Annotated in this window: 18 protein-coding genes and 1 pseudogene; 8 read left to right on the top strand and 11 right to left on the bottom strand. The window is 54.7% G+C overall.

What is annotated here, in order from left to right; all coding sequences use genetic code 11:
* Positions 1-11: 11 nt before the first annotated feature.
* Positions 12-1,193, bottom strand: a complete 1,182-nt coding sequence (locus tag GM557_RS06745; RefSeq protein WP_155573621.1) for an efflux RND transporter periplasmic adaptor subunit — start codon at positions 1,191-1,193, stop codon at positions 12-14.
* 287 nt (positions 1,194-1,480) lie between these two features.
* On the opposite strand from GM557_RS06745, the gene GM557_RS06740 reads away from it, so the two are divergent.
* The 4 genes from GM557_RS06740 (at position 1,481) to GM557_RS06725 (ending at position 4,386) form a co-directional block, all read left to right on the top strand.
* The gene (locus tag GM557_RS06740; RefSeq protein ID WP_155573620.1) at positions 1,481-1,768 is read left to right on the top strand and encodes a CsbD family protein; all 288 of its coding nucleotides are present in this window, start codon (positions 1,481-1,483) and stop codon (positions 1,766-1,768) included.
* 28 nt (positions 1,769-1,796) lie between these two features.
* Complete coding sequence (locus GM557_RS06735; RefSeq protein ID WP_155573619.1) at positions 1,797-2,528, top strand: DUF4339 domain-containing protein; 732 nt, start codon at positions 1,797-1,799, stop codon at positions 2,526-2,528.
* A gap of 140 nt (positions 2,529-2,668) precedes the next feature.
* The gene (locus GM557_RS06730) at positions 2,669-3,304 is read left to right on the top strand and encodes a ribonuclease HII (protein WP_099026807.1); all 636 of its coding nucleotides are present in this window, start codon (positions 2,669-2,671) and stop codon (positions 3,302-3,304) included.
* Positions 3,301-4,386, top strand: coding sequence for a DNA methyltransferase (locus GM557_RS06725; RefSeq protein ID WP_099026806.1), 1,086 nt, complete (start codon positions 3,301-3,303; stop codon positions 4,384-4,386). The genes GM557_RS06730 and GM557_RS06725 overlap by 4 nt, the downstream gene beginning before the upstream one ends.
* Before the next feature lie 278 nt (positions 4,387-4,664).
* On the opposite strand, the gene GM557_RS06720 is transcribed toward GM557_RS06725, so the two are convergent.
* From GM557_RS06720 to GM557_RS06700, 5 genes are all read right to left on the bottom strand, one after another.
* Complete coding sequence (locus GM557_RS06720) at positions 4,665-5,390, bottom strand: ankyrin repeat domain-containing protein (RefSeq protein WP_230880638.1); 726 nt, start codon at positions 5,388-5,390, stop codon at positions 4,665-4,667.
* A gap of 119 nt (positions 5,391-5,509) precedes the next feature.
* The gene (locus tag GM557_RS06715; RefSeq protein WP_155573618.1) at positions 5,510-7,615 is read right to left on the bottom strand and encodes a glutamine amidotransferase; all 2,106 of its coding nucleotides are present in this window, start codon (positions 7,613-7,615) and stop codon (positions 5,510-5,512) included.
* Entirely contained in the window at positions 7,612-10,386 is a 2,775-nt protein-coding gene (locus GM557_RS06710; RefSeq protein ID WP_155573617.1) for a DUF4159 domain-containing protein, read from the bottom strand. Before GM557_RS06710 ends, GM557_RS06715 begins: the two co-directional genes overlap by 4 nt.
* Positions 10,383-11,297, bottom strand: a complete 915-nt coding sequence (locus tag GM557_RS06705) for a DUF58 domain-containing protein (RefSeq protein WP_155573616.1) — start codon at positions 11,295-11,297, stop codon at positions 10,383-10,385. The genes GM557_RS06710 and GM557_RS06705 overlap by 4 nt, the downstream gene beginning before the upstream one ends.
* Positions 11,298-11,326: 29 nt before the next feature.
* Entirely contained in the window at positions 11,327-12,364 is a 1,038-nt protein-coding gene (locus tag GM557_RS06700; RefSeq protein ID WP_196424616.1) for an AAA family ATPase, read from the bottom strand.
* A gap of 134 nt (positions 12,365-12,498) precedes the next feature.
* On the opposite strand from GM557_RS06700, the gene GM557_RS06695 reads away from it, so the two are divergent.
* Genes GM557_RS06695 through GM557_RS06685 form a run of 3 tightly spaced genes read left to right on the top strand, consistent with a single transcriptional unit; the run spans position 12,499 to position 16,124 of the window.
* A complete protein-coding gene (locus GM557_RS06695) occupies positions 12,499-13,110 on the top strand; it encodes a DUF1285 domain-containing protein (protein ID WP_155573615.1) in 612 nt (203 codons plus the stop codon).
* On the top strand, positions 13,101-14,330 hold the full coding sequence (locus GM557_RS06690; protein ID WP_155573614.1) for a CCA tRNA nucleotidyltransferase: 1,230 nt from the start codon (positions 13,101-13,103) through the stop codon (positions 14,328-14,330). The genes GM557_RS06695 and GM557_RS06690 overlap by 10 nt, the downstream gene beginning before the upstream one ends.
* A 21-nt stretch (positions 14,331-14,351) precedes the next feature.
* Positions 14,352-16,124: an ABC transporter ATP-binding protein gene (locus GM557_RS06685; RefSeq protein ID WP_230880637.1), complete on the top strand. Its 1,773-nt coding sequence runs from the start codon at positions 14,352-14,354 to the stop codon at positions 16,122-16,124.
* Here GM557_RS06685 and GM557_RS06680 read toward each other — a convergent pair.
* From GM557_RS06680 to GM557_RS06670, 3 genes are all read right to left on the bottom strand, one after another.
* Entirely contained in the window at positions 16,103-16,600 is a 498-nt protein-coding gene (locus GM557_RS06680; RefSeq protein ID WP_155573613.1) for an RNA pyrophosphohydrolase, read from the bottom strand. The two genes, GM557_RS06685 and GM557_RS06680, sit on opposite strands and share 22 nt — an antisense overlap.
* On the bottom strand, positions 16,593-18,113 hold the full coding sequence (locus tag GM557_RS06675) for a S41 family peptidase (protein WP_155573612.1): 1,521 nt from the start codon (positions 18,111-18,113) through the stop codon (positions 16,593-16,595). The genes GM557_RS06680 and GM557_RS06675 overlap by 8 nt, the downstream gene beginning before the upstream one ends.
* 156 nt (positions 18,114-18,269) lie before the next feature.
* Positions 18,270-19,520 (bottom strand): murein hydrolase activator EnvC, encoded by a 1,251-nt coding sequence (locus GM557_RS06670; RefSeq protein WP_155573611.1) that lies wholly within the window; start codon positions 19,518-19,520, stop codon positions 18,270-18,272.
* Positions 19,521-19,652: 132 nt separating this feature from the next.
* Here GM557_RS06670 and msrB point away from each other — a divergent pair.
* Positions 19,653-20,056, top strand: a pseudogene (gene msrB / locus GM557_RS06665) (peptide-methionine (R)-S-oxide reductase MsrB).
* Positions 20,057-20,092: 36 nt separating this feature from the next.
* Here the strand turns inward: msrB and GM557_RS06660 are convergent.
* A complete protein-coding gene (locus GM557_RS06660; protein ID WP_155573610.1) occupies positions 20,093-21,313 on the bottom strand; it encodes a threonine ammonia-lyase in 1,221 nt (406 codons plus the stop codon).
* Positions 21,313-21,786 (bottom strand): transcription elongation factor GreA, encoded by a 474-nt coding sequence (greA, locus tag GM557_RS06655; protein WP_099026795.1) that lies wholly within the window; start codon positions 21,784-21,786, stop codon positions 21,313-21,315. The genes GM557_RS06660 and greA overlap by 1 nt, the downstream gene beginning before the upstream one ends.
* Positions 21,787-21,832 lie beyond the last annotated feature (46 nt).

The raw sequence follows: 21,832 nt of genomic DNA, 5'->3' as shown, positions 1-21,832 counted from the left end.
CAAACGGAGTATTAAGGGTGTGTGGTTGTTGCGTCAGCAGGGCCAGCGGCGATGGTAACTTTACTGCCGGGGCGGAGGTGATTAATCCCATCAGTGACGATGCGGTCTCCCTCTGCCACGCCAGAGAGGATGACGCTGTTATTATCATCACTCTGGCCTAGTTTTACAGGGTGGACAGCGGCCGTCATATCTTTCTCAATGACATAAACAAATTGTCCATCCGGCCCGGTTTGGACGGCATTGCTTGGCACAAGTAATGCGTTTTGGATGGTCTGCACTAAGAGATGTGCATTGACGAACTCATTAGGAAAGAGGCGTTCATCCTCATTGGGGAAGATACCACGTAACCGCACCGTCCCTGTTGAGGTATCAATTTGGCTATCCAGCGCGTTAACCGTCCCTGTGGCAAGCTTATGGGTGTTATCGCTACTCCATGCCTCCACAGTGAGGGAGGGATGGCTATTAAGCTGTTCTTGGACCTCAGGTAAGTTATTTTGTGGTAATGTAAAAATGACGGAAATAGGTTGCATCTGGGTAAGGGTCGTCAGACCACCAGATTGGCCTACTGTGACATAATTGCCAATGTCTAAGGCACGAATACCCACGCGCCCATCCACAGGGGCCGTAATGTGGCAATACATCAGATTAAGCTCTGCATTACGGACATTTGCTTCATCAAAAGCGACCTGACCTTCTAGCTGCTCGACAGTAAACTCTTGGTCGCGCGCTAACATAGCGGAGGTGGAGTTCTGTTTAATCAAACGCTGATAACGGCCACTATCGACACGCGCTTTAGCAAGCTGGGCGCGGTCAGCCGCAAGGGTACCCTGATATTGATGCAATGTTGCTTCATAAGGGCGTGGGTCGATGAGTTCTAGCACATCACCACGGTGAACATGCTGCCCTTCTTGATAATATACGGCCAAGATATGGCCACTAACGCGTGGGGTAATGGTAACATTTGCAACAGGGACGACTGTCCCTAAAAGTTGTAAAACGATGGGCATATTAGCCCGGTGTGCCGCTGCAACAGCTACAGCGGGAGGAGTATCACCATGACGATGCGCGCCATTATGGCTTGCGCTATGTAGTCGCCAAGCGATGATGAGGATAGCAAGGAGAGATGCCCCGGCGATCCACCATTTTTTCCCTTTTGGGGTGGGGGGAGTATGGGAGGAAGGGGCGGGGCTCATAATCAGGAAACTCTCTTGATGGTGAGGGTTATTAGCGGCGTGTTGTTATGCCAGAAAATATGGCATGAGATAGATAAATAATAGCGGTTTTATCAACAAAGTGCACCTTAACATTCTGTATTTAATTTATAAAAATACAGCCTCTACCCTTTAAGGGTAGAGCATTCCCCCTCTTGAAGAATGGGCGACGGAACCGCATATCAGCAAGCGTAGCGGCTTTCATGCGCGTATGGGCTTGCTACAGATTTATTGATTCACAGCGCATTGCGTTGATGGGAGAGACGGACATGGTTGATACTACCGCTATGAAGGGTGAGGGCTTCGTACAAGAGGCTAAAGGGCGTGTCAAAGATGCGTTTGGTGCAGTCTCTGGTGATGCAGCAATGCAGGCTGGTGGCAAGATTGACCAGTTGAGTGGCCGTGCAAAGCATGAATTTGCTGATTTGTACGATGCTAATGAGAGCCGGATTGAGGCCGCAACAAGCTTCATTCAAGAGCGTCCCTTTGTCGCTTTGGGGATTATCACGCTTGTTGGGTTGGTTTTGGGCCGTCTTCTGTTTAAAAAGCGCGGTTAAGTAAAGTAACGGAGGGTCAGAGAGGGTTATGCAGTGGTATTATGAGCGTGATGGTCAGCAGGCTGGGCCGGTGTCACAGGCCGAACTCATCCGGTTGATGATTCAGCGCGTTATCACCCCGCAAACCCTCGTCTGGCACCCGGCTTTTGGCAATGAGTGGCGGCCTGCAAGTAAGGCAGGGTTGCCTGTGCCTAGTGGGGATGTAAAGATATTTACTCTCGCTTTAGGTGGGCCGAAGCCTGCTACCACTATAGCTGCTGGTACGGGAGGGAAGCTGGGCAAGGTGCCTTTTTTATGGGCGTGGATGTTGCTTCTACCAGAAGTTGTGAATGTGACTCTGCTGTTTGCAGGGCAAATATTGCATTGGGCGGTTGATTTGGGGAGTGCCCTAACAGGGGTATCCATAAGTGCTATTTTGTTCCTCGCCCTCATACAGGACAGAAAGACCCTTATCTTGGCTGGGGTTACGCCGCCTTCCTTTTGGTGGGGGCTCTTCTTTGTGCCCGGCTATTTTTGGTGCCGTTGGAAGTCTGTTCGGCGTGGGCTTATTTTGCTCATCCTTTCTGGGCTGTTGACGGCGGGGGAAGCGGCTATTCTGGCCACTAACCCGCCGCCGGGCTTCCCTCATCTTTCTTTTCAGGCGCAGAGCGTAAAACCCTCAGCAGAGCATAGCACCATGGGGCAAAAATCTGCTTCCTCCAACCCGGATAATACCAGCCCCGCTCAGGCCGCCCCGCAAGAAGGAGATGTGCAGCTTTAGGCGGTATTGCCTCATAAAAATGCATTATTTTCTCTCTTGACTCATTATTTTTAAAAAAGGGGCTTTCTTTCCGACTCGGAGTGATTCAAAATCGGCACGGATGAATGACGTGTCGAATGAAGCGAGTGGAAAGGGCCTTCATGCCAGATTACAGCCTAGAAGACCAATATGAAGGGCTTGTCGCAGGCGTGGATGAAGTCGGGCGTGGTCCGCTGGCAGGGCCTGTGGTCGCTGCTGCGGTTGTGTTTCTCACGCGGCCTTCTGCACCATTGGCGGGTCTGTTGGATGATTCCAAAAAACTGACAATAGCACGGCGGGAGAAGGCTTATGCCGCTTTGGTGGCGGAGCCAAGCGTTTGTGCGGCTGTTAGCGCGGCCTCGGTGCAGGAGATTGACCGGCTCAATATTGGTCAGGCGTGTCATTTAGCGATGCAGCGCGCGATGAGCCGCCTTGCCGTAAAGCTGGGCCAATGGCCTGCTATGGCCTTGATAGACGGCAACCGCGCGCCTGCCTTACCTTGTCGGGTAGAGACGGTTGTTAAAGGTGATAGTAAGAGCCTCTCCATTGCTGCGGCGTCTATTGTGGCCAAAGTGGTGCGAGACCGGCTTATGGCCCGTTTAGCCACACGTCATACAGCCTATGGATGGGAGCGTAATGCCGGGTATGGCACGGCTCTCCACCTTGCAGGATTGCACGAGGATGGGGTGACCCTCCACCATAGGCGTAGTTTTGCCCCCATAAAACATATGATTGCAGCAAAGGTTCACGCAGCATGAAAGCGGATATGCCCCTTAACCGGATTTTACGTGGGGAATGTGTGGAGGTGATGAAAACCCTCCCTGATGCGAGTGTGAATTGTGTCTTTGCAGACCCACCCTATAACCTCCAATTACGTGGGGAGTTGCGCCGCCCAGATGAAAGTGTGGTGGATGGCGTTGATGATGATTGGGATAAGTTTACAGGGTATGAAGCCTATGATGACTTTACCCGCGCATGGTTAAGCGAGGCGCGCCGTCTGCTCCATAAGGATGGCACCATTTGGGTGATTGGCTCTTATCACAATATTTTTCGCCTTGGGGCGATTATGCAGGATTTGGGGTTCTGGATCCTCAATGACATTATCTGGCGTAAGTCGAACCCCATGCCTAATTTTCGGGGGCGGCGTTTTACTAATGCGCATGAGACCTTAATTTGGGCAGCACGCGGGCCGGAGAGCAAATATCGCTTTAATTATCAAGCCATGAAGGCTCTGAATGAGGACCTTCAAATGCGCTCGGATTGGTATCTTCCCTTATGTACTGGTAATGAGCGGCTTAAAAATGAGCATGGGTTAAAGCTTCACCCCACGCAAAAGCCGGAGAGCTTGCTGCATCGGACACTCCTTGCAGCAACAATGGCTAAAGATGTTGTGCTGGACCCTTTTTGTGGGACGGGGACAACCCCAGCTGTGGCTAAGAAGTTAGGGCGGCGTTATGTCGCGATTGAGCGTCATCCCGACTATATTAAAGCCGCAGAAGCACGCTTGGCGGAGATTGAAGCGTTGCCAGCCGAGCAATTGGAGATTACCCCCGCTAAGCGGGAATTGCCGCGTATTCCCTTTGGGTCTTTTGTGGAGAATGGAAGTCTCCCACCGGGTACGGTGGTGTATGACCGCCAAAAACGGCTTAAAGCACGCGTCTCCCCCGATGGGACGTTGGTGTCGGGGCAGCATCGTGGCTCCATTCATAAATTAGGGGCGCTTCTAACGAATGCAGCGTCCTGTAATGGTTGGACCTTTTGGTATTTTGAGCGTGATGGTCAGCTAGTGCCGATTGATGTTTTACGGCAGGAAACGCATGAATTACGCCGCACTGCGTAATTCTGTATATTATGGGGGAGAGCTGAGATGCGTATAATACATGACCCTATGGCCCTTATGATCGCAGCCATAGCTTTGGTGTTTGCTGTGTTATTTCATTTTATAATTATGCGGCCACAAAAGCAGCGTTCTGGCTTTTCTGCTTTTTGCTGGGACGTGGTGATTTTTCTGATTTGTTGGGTGGGTATCGCGCTTATTTATTATAGTGCAATACCCTTGTTGGAGGCATCTGGAGGTTAGCGTTTGGCGCACCTCTCTTCCCCCTTAAAAGAGTTTTTTTAGGGGGAAGAAGATGAGGACGCAGCAGCAGATTTATGGGGATGGACTACGTGCCGTACGCGCCGGGCTGTAGCAGGGCGCACGACATGCCGCACGGGTAGAGGCCGCAGGGCAGGGTGTGCAGGCTCTGGGGCAGAGGGGCCATTAAAACCGAGGAAGCCAATCGCGGGGATAGGTTGACCACGATCCTCTATAATACGGGGCGGAGCTTTGGCTGTAATGCCTGCTTGGCCATTAATGGTGATATGCTCACCATTGCTCTCATGGCTAGAGCTGGTGATGAGCTTCCCATCGGGGTTGTAAGTCCGCAAAGAGAGAAGTTGGAACATAATATCATTGCGGCCAAGGTCGATTGCGAGATCGAGCGGGGTTTGGTCGAGGACATTACGCGCGTTAATATCAGCTCCACGGCTAAGAGCTTCTTTCGCCCCAATTAAAGAGCCGCGATTAACAGCATCAAAAAGGGCCGCGGTGGGGTTTACATCCATACGGGCGTGGCTGTCATCCCCATCTTCGGCCTCTGCACCGGGGAGAGCAGAAGGTGGGGCGGCGTGGCGTGCTGCTTTACGCGCTTCAGCCTGTTTTTGGGCATTCATGGCATCTTGCTCGGCCTCTGCTTCATCAGCCGATTGGGCATGAGCTGTGTAGGGCACCATAGCCAGTGAGGCAGCAGAAAAACCGAGGGCACAAATGATATGGGGTAGCCAAGAACTCAATGGGCGCATGTTAGGGAATAAAGCCTTCTCTTATACCAGCTACAGGGACGCTGGGCTTATCATGCCAAGCCCTACCGCGCCTTGTCAATTTCATAGATGATGGGCATATCATAGAGGGTGCGTTTTTTCTACCGTCCTTCACGCCACCAGCTTATTCCTACCAAGGTAAGAATGGCTACAAGGAGGAGCCAAGAGGGTAGGTAGGGGGTTGTTGTTGTCTCGGTAGAGAGCTGGATTTGATGTAGCGGCAGCCCTACCCAGCCTGAACCATGAAATGGCCCTGTCTCAGCGACTTGACGGAGTGTTGGTACCCCCTCACGCCCTAGCCAGATAATCCCCCCACCAGATTGACGAACAAGAGGGGTAAGTAAGGTCGCGGTACTGCGGAGGTCTTGGTCCTCCAGCGGGTTGGGCTTTGTTAGGGCCACGGTGGTGTTGAGCGCCCCTTGATGGATGGTCCAGATTTGTCCTGTTTGTTCGGCCGTAGGAGGGATAGCGATGGAGCTAGTCCATAAGCCGCTCTGCTCTGCTGTTGGGGTGAGTGTGATAAGGCTATGACTGCCATCGGGGCTAATAATCTCGGCTTGGGCATTATGGAGTACATCTAGACTGGTACGTTGGATGAAGATCCGACCTTGGCTTATATGGGCTTCAAGCTGGTTTTCTTCCAATTCTGGCTCTTTCATCAGCCAATGGGAGAGGCGGCGGAGGAGTTCTGCTTGCGGGCCGCCGCCTTTTTCCCCACGGGACCAGAGCCATATTTGGTCCGAAAGCAGCATCGCCACGCGGCCTTTATCGCTCTGGTCCAAGACGAGCAAAGGCGCACCGCTTGGTGTGGCTAAGAGCGTGCGGCCTTGTGTTTGGTCAGTGCGTAAAGCGCGGTACCACGGGCCCCATGCGTCCCCCCAGGGGCCGTGTGTGGGTAAGGCCCTTGTGACGGGGTGAGACAGGCCAAGAGCAGTCCGTTTAGGGGAGAAAGGTTGGAGGATAAGGCCATTTTCTGAAGGGATATGGGCAGGCAGGACAGCCCCTACTGGGGTATCTTGCAATGTGCCGGCCTGCGTCATTTCAGGCCCACCGACAACGAGTAACCCTCCCCCTTGGCGAACATAATGGGCGATATTCTCAAGATAGCTCTCGGGTAGGATATTTTGATTGCTAAAGCCATCTAAGATGATGAGGTCAAAACTGTTGATCTTTTGGGAAAACAGCTCATGGGTGGGAAAGGGGATTAAGGCAAGGTCAGAGAGGGGGGTATCATCGGCTGTATCGGGGGAGCGGAGAATGGTAAAATGGACCAAATCCACCGAAGGGTCGGCTTTTAGCAAGCTCCGCCATACCCGTGCGCCTTGGTTAGGCACGCCTGATACAAGCAGAACACGCAGCCGGTCCCGCACGCCCTGCAAGCGTAGCACGGTGCTGTTATTGCGTAGGGAGGCTTCCCCCGCCAATGGGGAGGCTGTGAGTTCTTTTAAAGTCAGGCCCGCATGGGTGATGGGGATAGCAATATCCACCGCTTGGCCGCTTTGTGTATGCGCGAGGACGGTGGTTCGCCCGTCATCACCATGCTCCAAAATATCAACCGCTTGCCCAGCCATTGTTCCAAGGTCATCGACCTGCACACTGATATGCGCTGTCTGACCAATGATGACATAAGGCGGTGCGCTCAAGATACGTAGGCGGCGGTCTGTTTCCTCCCCCTTTGCAGCAAGGAGGAGATGGAGCGGGATGGTTTGGCCTGTAATGGTTTTGAGCGATGAAGGCAGTTGAGCGGGGATATCATGATCCATCCCATCGGTAAGGAGGAGGATACCAGCAGGGTTGTTGAGGGTCAGGGTGGCACGGTCTATGGCTTCAAATAAGCGTGTGCCTTGCCCATTGCCGCCTGCAACATCAATTTGATGGAGTGTTAACCCATGGAGGGCCTGCCCTTGTGCGAGCAGCTGGCTGCGGGCGCGCTCAATGAGGGCACGGCGCGTCCCAACCTCCATAGAGGGGGAGAGGTCCACCACAAGGAGGGCATCTTGGGGTTGGATTTGTTTATGTGGGTGCGTTTGCTGTGGGTTAGCCAACCATAAAAGGCCGATGATGATAGCCCCAGCGCGCCATAATAGACCACGAGCATGGCGGATGAGGCCATAAAGCCCCATGATGATGCTGAGTCCTGCTACGGTAAGAAGGAGCCAAAGGGGAAGGACAGGCATCCAGATGAGAGATGGTAGAGGGAACATCATGGGGCCTCGCCTTCATCTGTTGGGCCTTCCATTGTGTCATCAGCACTATTTTTGAGGCGTTTGAGCATTTCGGGATAGTGGCGTTGGTCGTTTTTATAATTGCCTGTTAGCGCGTAGATGATGGTGTTGAAGCCAAAGCGATAGGCCAAGGTGCGTTGTGTTTCACCATCGGGGATGACGGCAAAAGGATGTTCGCCATGGCTATCCACCGCCCAAGCATGAGCCCAATCGCCATTACCGATAATAACGGGGCTGACGCTCTCACTCTCATCATTTTCCTCTTGGCGGGCGACATAAACAGTTTGGCCTGCAATCCGTCCGGGGAAGTCATGCAAAAGATAGAATGTGTGGGAGAGTGTATGTTGCTCCCCCAAAGGCATGAGGGGGGGGATAGGCAAACCAGATGTTGCGGCTTTGAGGGCCGAACGGGTGGCGTGGCCATCGCTCTCATCAAGGGGGCTTCCTGCACCCATTTCATCAATTAGAATCATACCATCATGTTGAATATAGTTGCTGAGGGCCTGACGGCCCGCCTCATCAAGTTGCGTGCTGGGGAGGATGGGCCAGTAAAGCAATGGGTAAAAGGCGAGGTCATCACGCCCCGGCACCACCCCGATAGGACTATCCAAATGGGTGGTGCTGCGTTGGTTGAGAAAGCGCGTTAAGCCTTCTAACCCTTGCTGGACGGCGTCATCTGTTGCGGCATCGCCTGTTTGGATATGCGCAAGGCGAATGGCAAGGGCGGCCGGGGGGACGTTTTGCTCTGTTGGGGAGGCGGCATAGCTTATGGGGGAGAGGCCAGCGATGAGCAGGCTAAGCCCTATGGTAAGCATCGTGCCTCCCCGGCGAGGAAGGCGGAGGATACCGGCGCGGGCGAGGGATAAAAACATATCGAGGAGGAGGAAGCCTATGGCAAGGAGCATCAAACCCGGCCAGAAGGGGCGTTCAACCACGGCACGACCTGCTTGTTGGAGGGAGCCAAGGGCGGGTTCTTCCGCTAGAGGGGGCTGATGGTCTGCTAGATTTAGGGGGTGCCGTTGCGCCGCCCCACCATAGAAGCCAACAGGATGAAGGGCATCGGCGGTTTGTTCTGCCGTAGTGAGGAGAGGGCGGACGGTTGTGGGCGGTGTTATGAGGGTTTTCTCTGCATCTAAAAGCCGCCATGGGGCCAGAGTATCGGCCGAACTATGCGCTGTTGTATCATGATGTTGTATGAAAGGCGTACGCGTGATGAGGCGTTCCATCATCTGCGGGAATAGGCCAGAGAGGGGAAGGCTGGACCAATCCGCTGTCGCGGTGATGTGGAAGAGGATGAGCAGCCCGTTGCCCTCTTGCCGGGCAGTGACGAGGGGGGTGCCGTCTGTCAGCGTGGCCCATACATGGCGGGAGAGGTCATCTGTCGGTTGGGCCAGTAATTGGCGGGATATTGTGGCATCATGCGGGATGGTAAGCCCTGCAAATGGCGTATTGGGGGGAAAAGGTGCCAGTGGTTGAGGGTTCCCCCACGACATGGGGCCGCCGAGTTGACGCATCCCAGAGAGGAGCGGCACAGGTAGGAGGGCCGCGGCATCGCCCTGCATCCCTTGTTGGTTTTGATGAGCGAGGTCCGGCCCTGCAAAGCGGATGAGGATACCGCCCTCCCGCACCCAATGGAGCATATCGTTGAGGGAAGCTTCTGGAAGGCTTCCATCCGTAGCGATGATGATGGTGGGATGTTGGGGGAGGAGGCTATCGACTGTCCCTTCTTGGTACGGGGTAATGTCGTGGAGGGCATGTTCTAGGTAAAAGCCGCCCCCTGTTAAGGGGCGGTCATCCCCATTGAGATGCAATAAGCCGACCCGTCTTTGGGCGGCTGTGCCGGGGAGCAGAACCATCCCCGCCGGGCCTGCAATAGCCGGGAGAGAGAGCGCATCATAGGCTATATTATGTGGCAGTTGTGTGTTGAAGGGCCGAGGCGTGTTGGTGGGGATAAGCGTACTGGCTTGGAGGGCAAAATGCCCGTTGGGGGTGAGCTTCATGCCCATTAAATGGAGCATTTGCGGCGGGCAGCTGGGTAAAGTTTCGGCGAGGATTGTGGTGGGGGTGCCATGTTGGAGGGAGAGGCGTGTTAGCGCACAACGGGGCCAGCGTATATCATGACGGGACGCCGCATCTTGTAAGGCTGTGCGTAAGGCGTCATCGCCCGGTTGGGCTAAGCCATCGGAGAGAAGCATAACGCTTGCTGTACGCAGGATGTCGTGCATCGCTGGGTTTTGTAACTGCCGAGCCAGAGCGAGCCGGTCACTAGGCCATAGCTGTGGCTTTAAGGTGGCTAAGCTTTGTTTAAGGGAGGCTGGGCTACTAGGATGGAGCGGGCTTGGCATATGCCCATCAGCCTCCGGCGCACTGAGGAAGAGCGTAATCCTCCCCCCAGCGCGTAATGTTGCTTCCCCTAAAGCGAGGGCTTGCTCTGTACGCTCTGCCCAATGTGTTGTAGCGGCCCAGCCATTATCAAGAATGAGCATGAGGTTATGGGGCACATGGCTGGAGCGCGGCGGAATATAAAGCGGGCGGCTAAAGGCAAGGATGAGTAGTGCCAAAGCTGCCAAGCGGAGCAAGAGCAGCCAGAGCGGCGTATGAGCGGCATTCTGCCGGGTTGTGGTTAATTGACGCAGCAGAATCAGGGAGGGGAAGCGTTGCTCACGCGGTTGGGGAGGGATAGCCCGGACGAGCCACCATACCCCCGGTAGAATGAGCAAAAAGAGCAGAAGATAGGGGGAGAGAAGGGTCATGCGCGCCCCCGGAGGAAGTGATGACAGTCAGCCAAGACCGGGCGGGCAGGCTGGCTTGTGATATGGAAGCGGAAGAAGGACCGTGCCCCCCCAAAGCCTTGTTGAAGCTGCGCGAAATGCGCCTTCAAGCGTGTCTGATACGCATCATGAAGGCTCTCAGTGGCGGGGAGGGTGAGGTTAGGCTCTGCCTCGCAGCTGGTAAAGCGGATGGAGCCGTGGAAGGGGATTCGTTCCTCTTGTGGGTCTAAGATGGCCAGTAGGGTAGTTGGGCCGGGATGGGTAGCTAAAGCGGTGAGGCATTGGTCCATCATGGCATTATCCCATAAAAAATCACTCACCAAGAGCAGTGGTGCATGGGGGGGCAGGCCCGCAAAGGAGGGGAATGTCTGCATGGTATCGGCAGGATTATGCGGTGCATGATTTATGAGGTTATGGGCCAGTCTTGGTAAAGCTTGCCGCCCGTTAAAGCGGGATTTTAAGCCGAGGATACCAACATCCTCCCCCCCTAAGAGGGCCGCTTGGCCGAGGGCGAGGGCATCGGTAAGGGCTGTGTTATATTTGCTGGGGAGTGTTTTGGTTGATTGCCAGCGCATGGAGGCTGAAGAATCCACCCATAGGAAAAGCGGGCGCGGGGCATGTTGCTCTTGCTCGCGAACCCATAGGAGGTCTGGCGAAGGGGAGCGGGCAGATTGCTTCCAGTCGATGAGGGAAGCAGGCTCGTTGGGTTGATGGGGGCGGAACTGCCAAAACTCATGCCCATCTCCTGCGCGGCGGTTGCCATGTGGGCCACTACGCAGGCTTTGTGCGAGGGCTTGTGCGGCGATTATCAGCTCCGGCAAGGCCGGCGGTTGAGCCGGTGCGTCTTGCGCCTGAGCGGGCTTAAATAAACGCTGGAAGAATGATGAGGCCATATCCGTACCCAAAACCGCCAAATGATGGCCTAGCGGAGGCGTTTTAGCTGGTCGGCAATCAGGCTTTCAGCCGTTATGCCCTGTGTTTGGGCGGTAAAGCTTATGCCAAGACGATGGGCGAGGCTTGGCTCTGCCACATGGTGGAGGTCCTCCATAGAGGGGGCTAAGCGACCATGCAGCATAGCCCGGGCGCGTGTTGCAATCATCAAAGCCTGTGCGGCACGGGGGCCGGGGCCGTAATCAAGCGTATGGCGGACCTCCTTACTGGCGGTCTCATCTTGGGGGCGGAGGCTGCGCACAAGGGTGAGGATGGCGTCTAGGATGGTCTCTCCAACAGGGAGGGTACGGACCAATTTTTGAGCGGTGATGAGCTCTGAGGCAGAGAAAAGACTCTCGGCAGTTTTATGTGTTGCGCCAGTTGTTTGGAGGAGCATATGACGCTCAGCCTCCCGCGTGGGGAAGGTGAGGGGGATACGCATCATAAACCGGTCGAGCTGCGCTTCTGGCAGGGGGTAGGTGCCTTCTTGCTCAATGGGATTTTGTGTAGCAAGCACATGGAAAGGCTTTGGTAAGGCCCATGTCTTGCCCCCTTGGGTGACGTGCCCTTCTGCCATAGCTTGGAGGAGGGCAGATTGTGTGCGTGGGCTGGCGCGGTTAATCTCATCAGCAAGGACTAATTGGCCAAATAGCGGGCCGGGGAGGAAGCGGAAATGCCGTTGCCCATTTTCATCTTGCTCAAGAATCTCAGCCCCGGTGATGTCGGAGGGCATGAGGTCTGGCGTAAATTGGATGCGGCTATCACCAAGGCCCATAACCCGCGCACAAGTGGTGACGAGCAGTGTTTTCCCAAGGCCCGGGGCCCCCAATAACAAGGCATGACCTGCCCCTAAAAGGGTTGTGAGGACATGGTCGATGACGGCCTCCTGCCCGAGGACGATTCGGCCAATTTCTTGCTGTAGGGCTTTTAGCCGGGGGGAGAGAGCATCAAAATGGCGCATAGTGTCTTCATGATGGGAGAGGTCTTCTTGAGAGGCAGGCTGGGGTGCCGAGGAGGAATGTTGAGTCATGATTCTGTTTTAGAAACGCAGGCTAGGGGGTTTTAACAGGCCAAGTTCATCCCCAACTTTGGGGTGGATAGCCCAAGCTATCATGTAAATGGTTCCTTTAAAACGGACCATCGCAGGAAAGTAGCGAGGATGTTATGAGCATCGAGCCTTATGAGACCTTAGCCCCCTCTCCCATAGGGCTAGATAACGCTGCATTATGTGATGACGAGGCTGTTCTGCCGCATTTGCCCTTTCATATTCAGCGCGATGGAACGTGGTTATATCGGGGGACGCCTATTCGCCGTAAGGCTATGTTATGCTTGTTTGCTTCTTGTTTGGATCGTGACCAGCAAGGTCGCTATTGGCTCCAAACACCAACTGAAGCCGGAATCATTGGGGTGGAGGATGTTCCCTTCCTCGCGGTGGAGCTGGATTTTAAGGGCTGCTCCCAACGTGACCAAACGCTTTGCTTACGGACAAATTTGGATGAGGTCTTTTGTATAGGAGAGGATCATCCTTTGCTGTGTGAGTGGGACCGGCCCGCAGATGTAGCGACAGTTCCCTATATTCATATGCGTGCAGGGACAGGCGGGCAGCCTATCATGGCGCGTATTAGCCGGGCTGTGTTGTTCGAGCTTGCTGCACTTGCCGTACCTGGTTGTGTAGCGGGGGAGCCGTGCTTAGGGGTGTGGAGCCGGGGTATGTTCTTCCCCCTCTCACGCTTGCCGGAGGAAGGATGTGCCGAGGCTGAGGGGGTATGTGGGTGAGTACGTCCCTAAAAGAGGCTGTTGAAAAACTTCCCGGTTATGAGGGGTTAGAGCGTATTTGGGCGGCTATACCACAAGCACGGCTTGTGGGGGGCTGTGTGCGGGATATGCTGTGCGGTCGTAATGTGCATGACCTCGACCTCGCCAGCCCTTTACCGCCAGAGGAGGCGCAACAGAGGCTAGAGGCGGCTGGGGCGAAGGTCATTCCCACAGGGTTGGAGCATGGGACCATCACAGCGGTGATAAATCACCGGCCTTATGAGGTGACCACCTTGCGGCGGGATGTCAGCACGGATGGCCGTCATGCTGTTGTGGCATGGACGGATGATTGGCAAGAGGATGCCCAACGGCGTGACTTTACCATCAATGCGTTATCGTTGGACCAAGAAGGCAGGCTTTACGATTATTTCGGCGGGGAAGAGGATTTACGCGCGGGGCGGGTGCGTTTTGTAGGGCGGGCAGCACAACGTATTGAGGAAGATGCTCTACGGTGCTTACGCTTCTTCCGCTTTTTTGCGCGTTATGGGCAAGGCACGCCAGATGAGGAAGCCTGCCAGGCCATCACGCAGCTTAGGGAGAGGATGACCCGTCTTTCCATCGAGCGTGTGGCGATGGAATTATTGAAGATTCTTGCAGGGCCACAGCTCTTGCGCACGATGAAGTTAATGGAACAAACAGGCAGCCTTGCTGTTTTATTGCCTCATCATGCGCCGCTTTCGGCTTTAGAGCGGTTATTAGCGTGCAAGGACCCGGCCGAGCCATTGCATCGCTTAGCTGTGTTGTATCCCCCCGGTGGGGGTGATGGGCAGGGTTTTGATGATATTGGAGCGCATTTAAAGCTCTCTAATGATAATCGCGCCCTTTTAGCCGCTTTTGCACGGCCAGAGCCGTCTTTAGCGGTCACAATGGATGATGATGCGCTAAGGCGAGTGCGGTTTGTGCAAGAGTTGCCTATTTTGTTAGGGCGCAGCTGGTTGATACAGGCCCGCCAATTAGGCCGCCCTGATGCTGAATGGAGCATGTTGCGCCATCGTCTGGCAGAGATGGCCCAACCGGTTTTCCCCCTCGCAGGGCGGGATATGATGGCTCTAGGTGTAAAGCCGGGGCCGGAGATGGGGCGGTGGTTAAAGCGCGTGCAACAATGGTGGTTGGAGCAAGGCTGCCGAGCAGATGGGGCGGCTTGTCGGGCGTGGCTTTTGGCGCAACTTCCCCCTTGTTAAAGAGCCTGCTAAGACGGGGGCATGACACATCCCACCGCCAAACAGCCTGACCCTAAAGCACGCGAGGCCAGCCTCTCTCTCATGCGGCGATTATGGCGGGAGGATATTGCTCATAATAAACTCCAGCTTTTAGCGGTGTTGGTGTTGACCCTTGCTATGGCCTTGCTGACAGCGGCTTATCCGCTCGTCATCAAAAAGGCGATTGACATGTTCACCGCGCATGATCGCCGTATTCTCTACCAAATCCCTCTTTTGGTGGTTGTGGTTACGGGGGCGAAGGCTCTTGCCCAATATGGGCAGAATGTATGTGTGCAAACATTAGTGTTGCAGATTGTGCGGCGGTTGCAGGAGCGGATGTTTACCCATGTTCTGGGGGCCGATATTGCACAGATAGAGCAAGACGCCCCCGCCCGTTGGGCAGCACGTTTTACAACAGATGCTTTGGCCATGCGGGAAGCCTTAACACGCTCGGTCAATGCGTTGGGGGATGTGGTGACCATCATCGGGCTTGTTGCCTCGATGATTTGGACGGATTGGGAGTTGAGCGTTATCGCTGTTATCCTCTATCCGCTGGCGATTATCCCGGTGCAGAAATTAGGCCGGCGCGTGCGGCGTGCCTCTGGGGGGATGCAAGAGCAAGTGGGGGATGCTGCTGCCCTTTTGACAGAGAGCCTCTCTCTGGCGCGGCAAATCCGTATTTATCGGATGGAGGGGCATGAGCATCGCCGTATCGGCAAAGCCTTGGACCGGCTGCATGATACATTCCTGCATATTGCGTGTTATCGGGCGCGTCTGGACCCGATGTTGGAGGTTATTGGCGGGGTGGCGATTGCCTTCGTGCTGGGTTTTGCGGGCTGGCGTGCGGCTATGGGTGGGGCCAGTTTGGGCGATTTTACAGCCTTTATCGCGGCGTTATTCGCTGCGTCTCGCCCTTTGCGGGCGTTAGGGTCGCTCAATACCTCCATGCAGGAGGGACTAGCGGGGTTAGGGCGTATTTTTGCCGTGTTAGATGAGCCTATCAAGATAAGCGATGCCCCCCATGCGCGTATGTTACCAGAGGGGCCGGGGCATCTCATTTTTAAAGATGTAGTCTATCGTTATGCTGATGGTCATTACGGGGTGCAGCATGTCACGTTAGAGATTCAACCGGGTCAAAGCGTAGCTCTTGTAGGGCCAAGCGGGGGGGGGAAGTCCACCATGTTGGCCCTTATCCCGCGGTTATTTGATGTTACAGAAGGGGCCATTACCCTAGAGGGTGTGGATATACGCGGCTTAACTTTGGCTAGCTTGCGGGACCATGTGGGCTATGTCAGCCAAGAGACATCCTTATTTGATATGAGTGTGCGGGAGAACATCCATATCGGCCGCCCGTCTGCTACAAAAGCGGAGCTTGATGCGCTTTGCCAAATAGACGCGTTGGATTTTGTGCACCAACTCCCCCAAGGGTTAGAGACGGTCATCGGCCCCGGTGGGTTGAGGCTCTCTGGTGGGCAGCGGCAACGTATCATGCTGGCACGGGCTTTGCTGCGTAATCCGCGCTTGCTTTTGCTGGATGAAGCCACAAGCGCGCTGGATTCCGAGAATGAAGCCCGCGTGCAACACGCTTTAGCTCAGCTTCGGCAGGGGCGCACAACGGTGATGGTGGCTCATCGTCTCTCTACCGTGCAAACGGCGGATCTTATCGTGGTGATGGACCAAGGCCGCATCATAGAGCAGGGAACACATACCCAGCTTATGGCTAAAGCCGGACTTTATGCCCGGCTTGTGAAGGCTCAAATGTTAGAAGATGCCTGATAAAGGGCAAGTACATCGGGTAAGAGACGCTCATAAACCTCTTTTTTAAAGCCCAAATTATACTGGCCGCTTAGAATATCCTGCGGGGGCACCCATCGCCATGTGGTGAACTCGACCTCATCAAATGTATCAAGCTTGATGTCGCTGTCTTGCCCGGTAAAGCGGAATAGGAACCATTGCTGCTTTTGCCCCCGATATTGCCCGCCAAGGGCTTTACCGATGAGATGGTCGGGAAGGTCGTAGAGGAGCCAACCATCCCGTTTGCTAAGCATAACGGCCTTATTCGTGCCGATTTCCTCTTTCATTTCGCGCCAAACGGCTGTCTCGGGGCTTTCCCCTTCATCAATCCCCCCTTGGGGGAATTGCCAAATCCCCTCCGCAAGGTCAGCGCGGCGGCCCATAAAAATCTCGCCCTTATCGTTAAAAAGGATAATGCCGACATTAGGCCGATAAGCGAGGGCGTCTCTGTTAATCATGATGCTCTTTCCCCGGTTTGGCAGCGTCATTTTTAGCCGTTGGTGTGGCCTCATGCGCTTGAGCAGGCACTTGCGGGTGGGCTAGCAAGCTAGCCTCATGGGCGGCATCGGCCCCGCCAGCCATCGCATTGAGGAGATGTAGGGCTTGCTGAAGCTGGAAGTCCGTCTCTGGTTTTGTGGGGTCAAAACTCGGCCATTTTGCGGGGGGCAGTCGTTCGACTGTCTTCGCAAGGGCGGGGAGGTCCGTACGAGGGGCCTCTTTGGGTAATTTGCCATCTGTGTTGGTGATGGTATGGGCGAGGTCTGCCTCATGGAAGGTGAATAGCGTATCATCATCCCGGCTGGCTAAAACGGGGATATCTGGCGTAATGCCCAACCCCTGAATCGAGCGGCCAGAGGGTGTGTAATAACGCGCTGTTGTCAGGCGGATGGCCCCTTGGTCGGCAATAGGGATGATGGTTTGGACGGAGCCCTTCCCAAAGGTGCGCTCCCCCATAATCATCCCACGATGATGGTCTTTTAACGCCCCAGAGACAATCTCACTGGCTGAGGCCGAGCCTGCATTGGTGAGGACGATAATCGGCAAGCCGTGGGTAATATCTTTACCCACACCATCCCAATGCTGGTTCCCCTCTGGATGGCGGCCACGGATGGAGACAATCTCCCCATCTTTGACAAAATCGCGGGAGACGGCAATGGCTTGGTCGAGCTTCCCACCGGGGTCGGAGCGGAGGTCTAAAATCAGCCCGCTTAGTGTTTTACCGGGTGTTTTAGCAACGGATTGTACGAGCTTTACATAGGCTTTATGGAGCTCTTTTTCCGCATCATCATCAAACTCACTCAAGCGGATATAGCCCACGCGCCCATAAAGAGCAGAGCGGACAATCTGGACATGAATAATTTCCCGTTTAAGGGTGATGGTCTGCACTTTGCCCGTTTTGGGGCGCAAGATGGTGAGGATAATTTGCGTCCCTGGTTTACCGCGCATCTTGCGGACGGCTTGGTCTAAAGTGAGGTCGGCAATGCTTTTATTATCCACCATGGTGATAACATCGCCTGATTGAATCCCCGCCCGTGCTGCAGGTGTATCATCAATGGGGGAGACAACGCGTACATGCCCCGCATCCCCTTGGACTTGCAAGCCGAGGCCGCCAAATTGACCGGACATCTCATCCTGCATGTCTTTAAGCTGCTGTGCATCCATGTAGGAGGAGTGAGGGTCGAGGTTGCTAATCATCCCATCAATGGCATTGCGGATGAGCTTCTTATTCGGCAAAGGGGTGACATATTCGGAATGAGCAATATCCATCACCGTGCCGAGTAAGGTCAGCATACGGACTGTCTCAGCATTGTTGGAATCGCTGTTACTCGCGGCGTTGGAGGCGTCTTTATGGGCACTATCTTCCGCCCATGCAGGGGGAAGTAGGGCTGGACGGCTGGCAAGAAACACGCCAGAGGCAACACCTATTGTCGAACAGGCAAGACCTAGCATAAGGCCAGCACGGAAGTTCATGGTCGGTCTATTCCTTTTAAGTCGTAACGTAACCATCATATTGGGACGTCGCAGTGTAAGGGTGCTACGCCCGAAGAGAGTGTTAATAACCTTACAGTGTTTTGCGTTATGGTGAAACTCCCAAGAGGGGCTTCCGTTACAGGAGGGTTACCGTCTTTAGAAAAACGCTGCTGGGTTGATGAGCTTCGTCCCATGGCGGAGTTGGACAAATAACAAAGGATGTTGTGTAGGCATATGCCCAATAAGCGCACCTTGCTGTACGGCCTGCCCTGTATGGAGGGCGATTGTCCCTAACCCTGCGAGGACAAGCCGTTGTTTTTGCCCACAATCTAAAATCACCATCGGTCCAAAGGAGCGGAACGCCCCTGTAAAGAGCATCTGCCCTGTGCAGGGGGCTATAACTGGGGCAGAGGGGGCAGTTTGATAGGTTAAGCCTGTTGCAGGGCCAGCCTCGGTTGGTTGGGCCCATTGGGTGACGATGCGGCCTTGAACAGGGGCATGAGCGGCCCCGTGCTGCAAGCCTTTACCGGGGTTGGATAGGGTGCGGGTTTGTTCATCCACCATTTGTTCTTCATGATGTTGATGCAGCTTATGGAAATGCTGTTTCTCCGCTTTTAAACGGCGGCGTGTGTTGGCCTCTTGTTGGGCTAATTTTGTGATGATGGCTGTAAGGGCCTCCGTACTTTGGCGTGCTTGTGTGAGGAGGGCTTGTTGGCGCAGGAGAGCTTGTTGGGCTTGCTCTGAAAGTTTTTCAGCATGTTGGGTGCGATTTTCTGCCAGAGTTTGGCGGGTTTGGAGGCGGCCTTCCTGCACGGCCATGGTGCGGCTTTGGGTGGTTAATGTTTTTTGTTGGTCATGAAGTTGCGCTTCTTGTTGGAGGGCATGGGTCATGGCCTCTTGGTTTTGCTGTTGACGCAGCGTGAGAAGCGCGAAAGGGAGGGCGGGGTTATCTGCTGGGCCATCTGTAGGCATAAGCAAAGCGAGTTCGGGCGTTGTATCAAGCTGCCGTAATGCGGGCAGGCGTGTGGCTTCATCGGCTAAAATGGCATGTTCTTGGGCTTGGATATGCGTCTCTCCCGATGTGAGTTGAGCCAGCTGTTGCGAGAGGGCTGCTAAACGAGCCTCCACACGGGCATGTTGATGGGCTAGGAGAGCTTGTTTTTGGCGGAGTTGGGCCAGTTGACGGGCTGTTAAATGCGCTTGGGTTTCGGCTTTGCGGGTATTGTCCTCCTCTTGTTGGAGGAGGCGTGCCTTACGGGCAAGAAGCTGCTGCAAAGCTTGGCGTTTAGTTTGTATCGCGCTGGTGGAGGCCCGCACTGCCTTGGAGGCGGCTGCATGGAAGGGACAGCACATTATGATTGCCGCGAAGCCAACCAGCCAGAAACGGGAGATGTATTTTAAGAGCATAGCTCTGCGGAGTTTATCATAGGGCTTGTAAAAGTAAGAATGCGTTATGACATCATGCCGGTGATTGTGGAGCAGATAGCCCTAATCTGGCGGAGGCGGGTTGGTCTGTCCAGAGTATGGGGGAATGAGATTATGAAAGAGCATAACAAGACTTCGGCTCATCATTGTGGTTGTGGCCCGTTAAGTGAGGCGCAGAAGCATATTTTGCATGAGCGCGGCACCGAGCCTCCCGGCTCCAGCCCGTTGAATGATGAAAAACGCCCCGGACATTATGAATGTGCCGCCTGTGGGGCTCGGCTATTTAACGCGAACACAAAATATGAGAGCGGCTCTGGTTGGCCCTCCTTCTTCCACGCAGAACCTGGTGCCGTGGGGGAACGAAGCGATTCTAGCCTAGGGATGCAGCGGGTCGAGATTTATTGCACGGGCTGTCATGGTCATCTCGGCCATGTTTTTCCCGATGGCCCCCAAAACCAACGGGATTACGTTATTGCACAAACGGCTTAGCCCTACATTTTGTGCCAGAAGCGCAATAAGGAATCCCGTGTTATAAAATGCGTGTGGGGAAGGGGTTAATCCCGCTCCACATGATAATGGCGGGAGAGTTCACGCTCAATCTCGAGAGCATGTTCTGTATCCCGGGCTTCAATCATCACAACGAGTTCCGCTGTCTGCACAGAAGGGGCAGCAAAGAGGCGATGGTGGGAGACCTCAATGATGTTGCCGCCATAGCTGCCAATCTTCTCGGAGATAGCGGCAAGGAGGCCGGGGCGGTCGGGGATTTGGAAGATAAGCCGCAGGATGCGCCCTTCCCGCAGGAGGGAGCGGAGGATGACATGGGCAAGAATACGGGCATTGATGTTCCCACCAGAGATGGGGAAGCCGACCCGCTTGCCTTTAAAGAGGTCATGATGGGCTAAAATCGCAGCGAGGGGAGCCGCGCCAGCCCCTTCGCCCACTTGGCGGGCTTTTTCGGCAAGGGTGGTGATGGCCCCTTCTACTTGGAGCTCATTAACAACAAATACGCCATCAATATGTTTGCCGATGACATCCAAACAATGGTTGCCTGGCTGCACAACAGCGATCCCTTCTGCAATGGTCGGGCCACCGGGAACAGAGCGTAGTGGGGCAGGGTAGGCCCCAAGGGGGGAATATCCCTCTACCTGTACGCCATAAAGCTTGGTGTTGGGGCTGAGTTGCTTGAGTACGGTGACAAAGCCTGCCATGAGGCCACCACCACCAATAGGCACGACAATAGCATCAAGCTGAGGGGCGTCCTCAATCATCTCCAAAGCGCAGGTGCCTTGCCCTGCGATGACGGCAGGGTCATTGAAGGGATGGACGAGCGTTTGGCCTTCTTCGTGGCGAATTTTTTCTGCCGTTTGTACGGCTTCATCAAAATTATCACCGGCTAATACAACGCGTGCGCCCCAACTTTTTGTGGCGGCGACTTTTGTGGCAGGGGTGAAGCGCGGCATCACAATGGTCGCTTGGATGCCAAGCAAGCTGGCTTGCCGCCCCACACCCTGAGCATGATTACCCGCCGAGACGGTGATAACCCCGTGCTTGCGCTCTTCCTTGGTGAGGAGGGCCATGCGGTTTGCGGCCCCGCGCTCTTTAAAGGAGCCAATGGCTTGGAGGTTCTCTAGCTTGATAATAATCTCTGCTTCTGTCAGCCGGGAGAGTGCCACATTGCTAATGGTGGGGGTACGAGCAATGGTGCTGGCAATGCGCTTTTGGGCGTCTTGGACGTCAGTAAAGCTGAGGCTGGGATGAGAAGCAGGGTCCGGCATTATTTATACGTCACTTTCAAAACTTCGTAAGTGCGGTCACCCCCCGGTGCGGGGACGGAGACGCTCTCCCCAACTTCCTTCCCAATGAGGGCTTTGGCAAGGGGGGAGGAGATAGAAATACGGTTCTGCTTAATGTCAGCTTCGTGAGCACCGACAATTTGATAGGTTTTTTCTTGGTCGGTTTCCTCATCCACAAGCTCTACTGTGGCACCGAACTGGATGCGGTCACCAGAGAGGGTGGATGGGTCGATCACTTCTGCGGTGGAGATGAGGCTCTCTAGCTCCAACACCCGGCCTTCGATAAAGGATTGACGCTCGCGCGCGGCATGATACTCGGCATTTTCGGAGAGGTCGCCATGAGAGCGAGCCTCAGCAATGGCACGAATGACAGCGGGGCGTTCTTCAGATTTTAATTGGCGTAACTCATCCTCAAGGCGTTTTAATCCTTGGGCGGTCATAGGGCTTTTCTGCACGGAGGGTATCCTCACATTAGGGTCAATTTACAATGAATGGCACACC

It is taken from the genome of Bombella sp. ESL0385 (assembly GCF_009725755.1).
GTDB classification, from domain to species: Bacteria; Pseudomonadota; Alphaproteobacteria; order Acetobacterales; family Acetobacteraceae; genus Bombella; species Bombella pollinis.
This window is presented reverse-complemented; position numbering and strand designations above follow the sequence as displayed.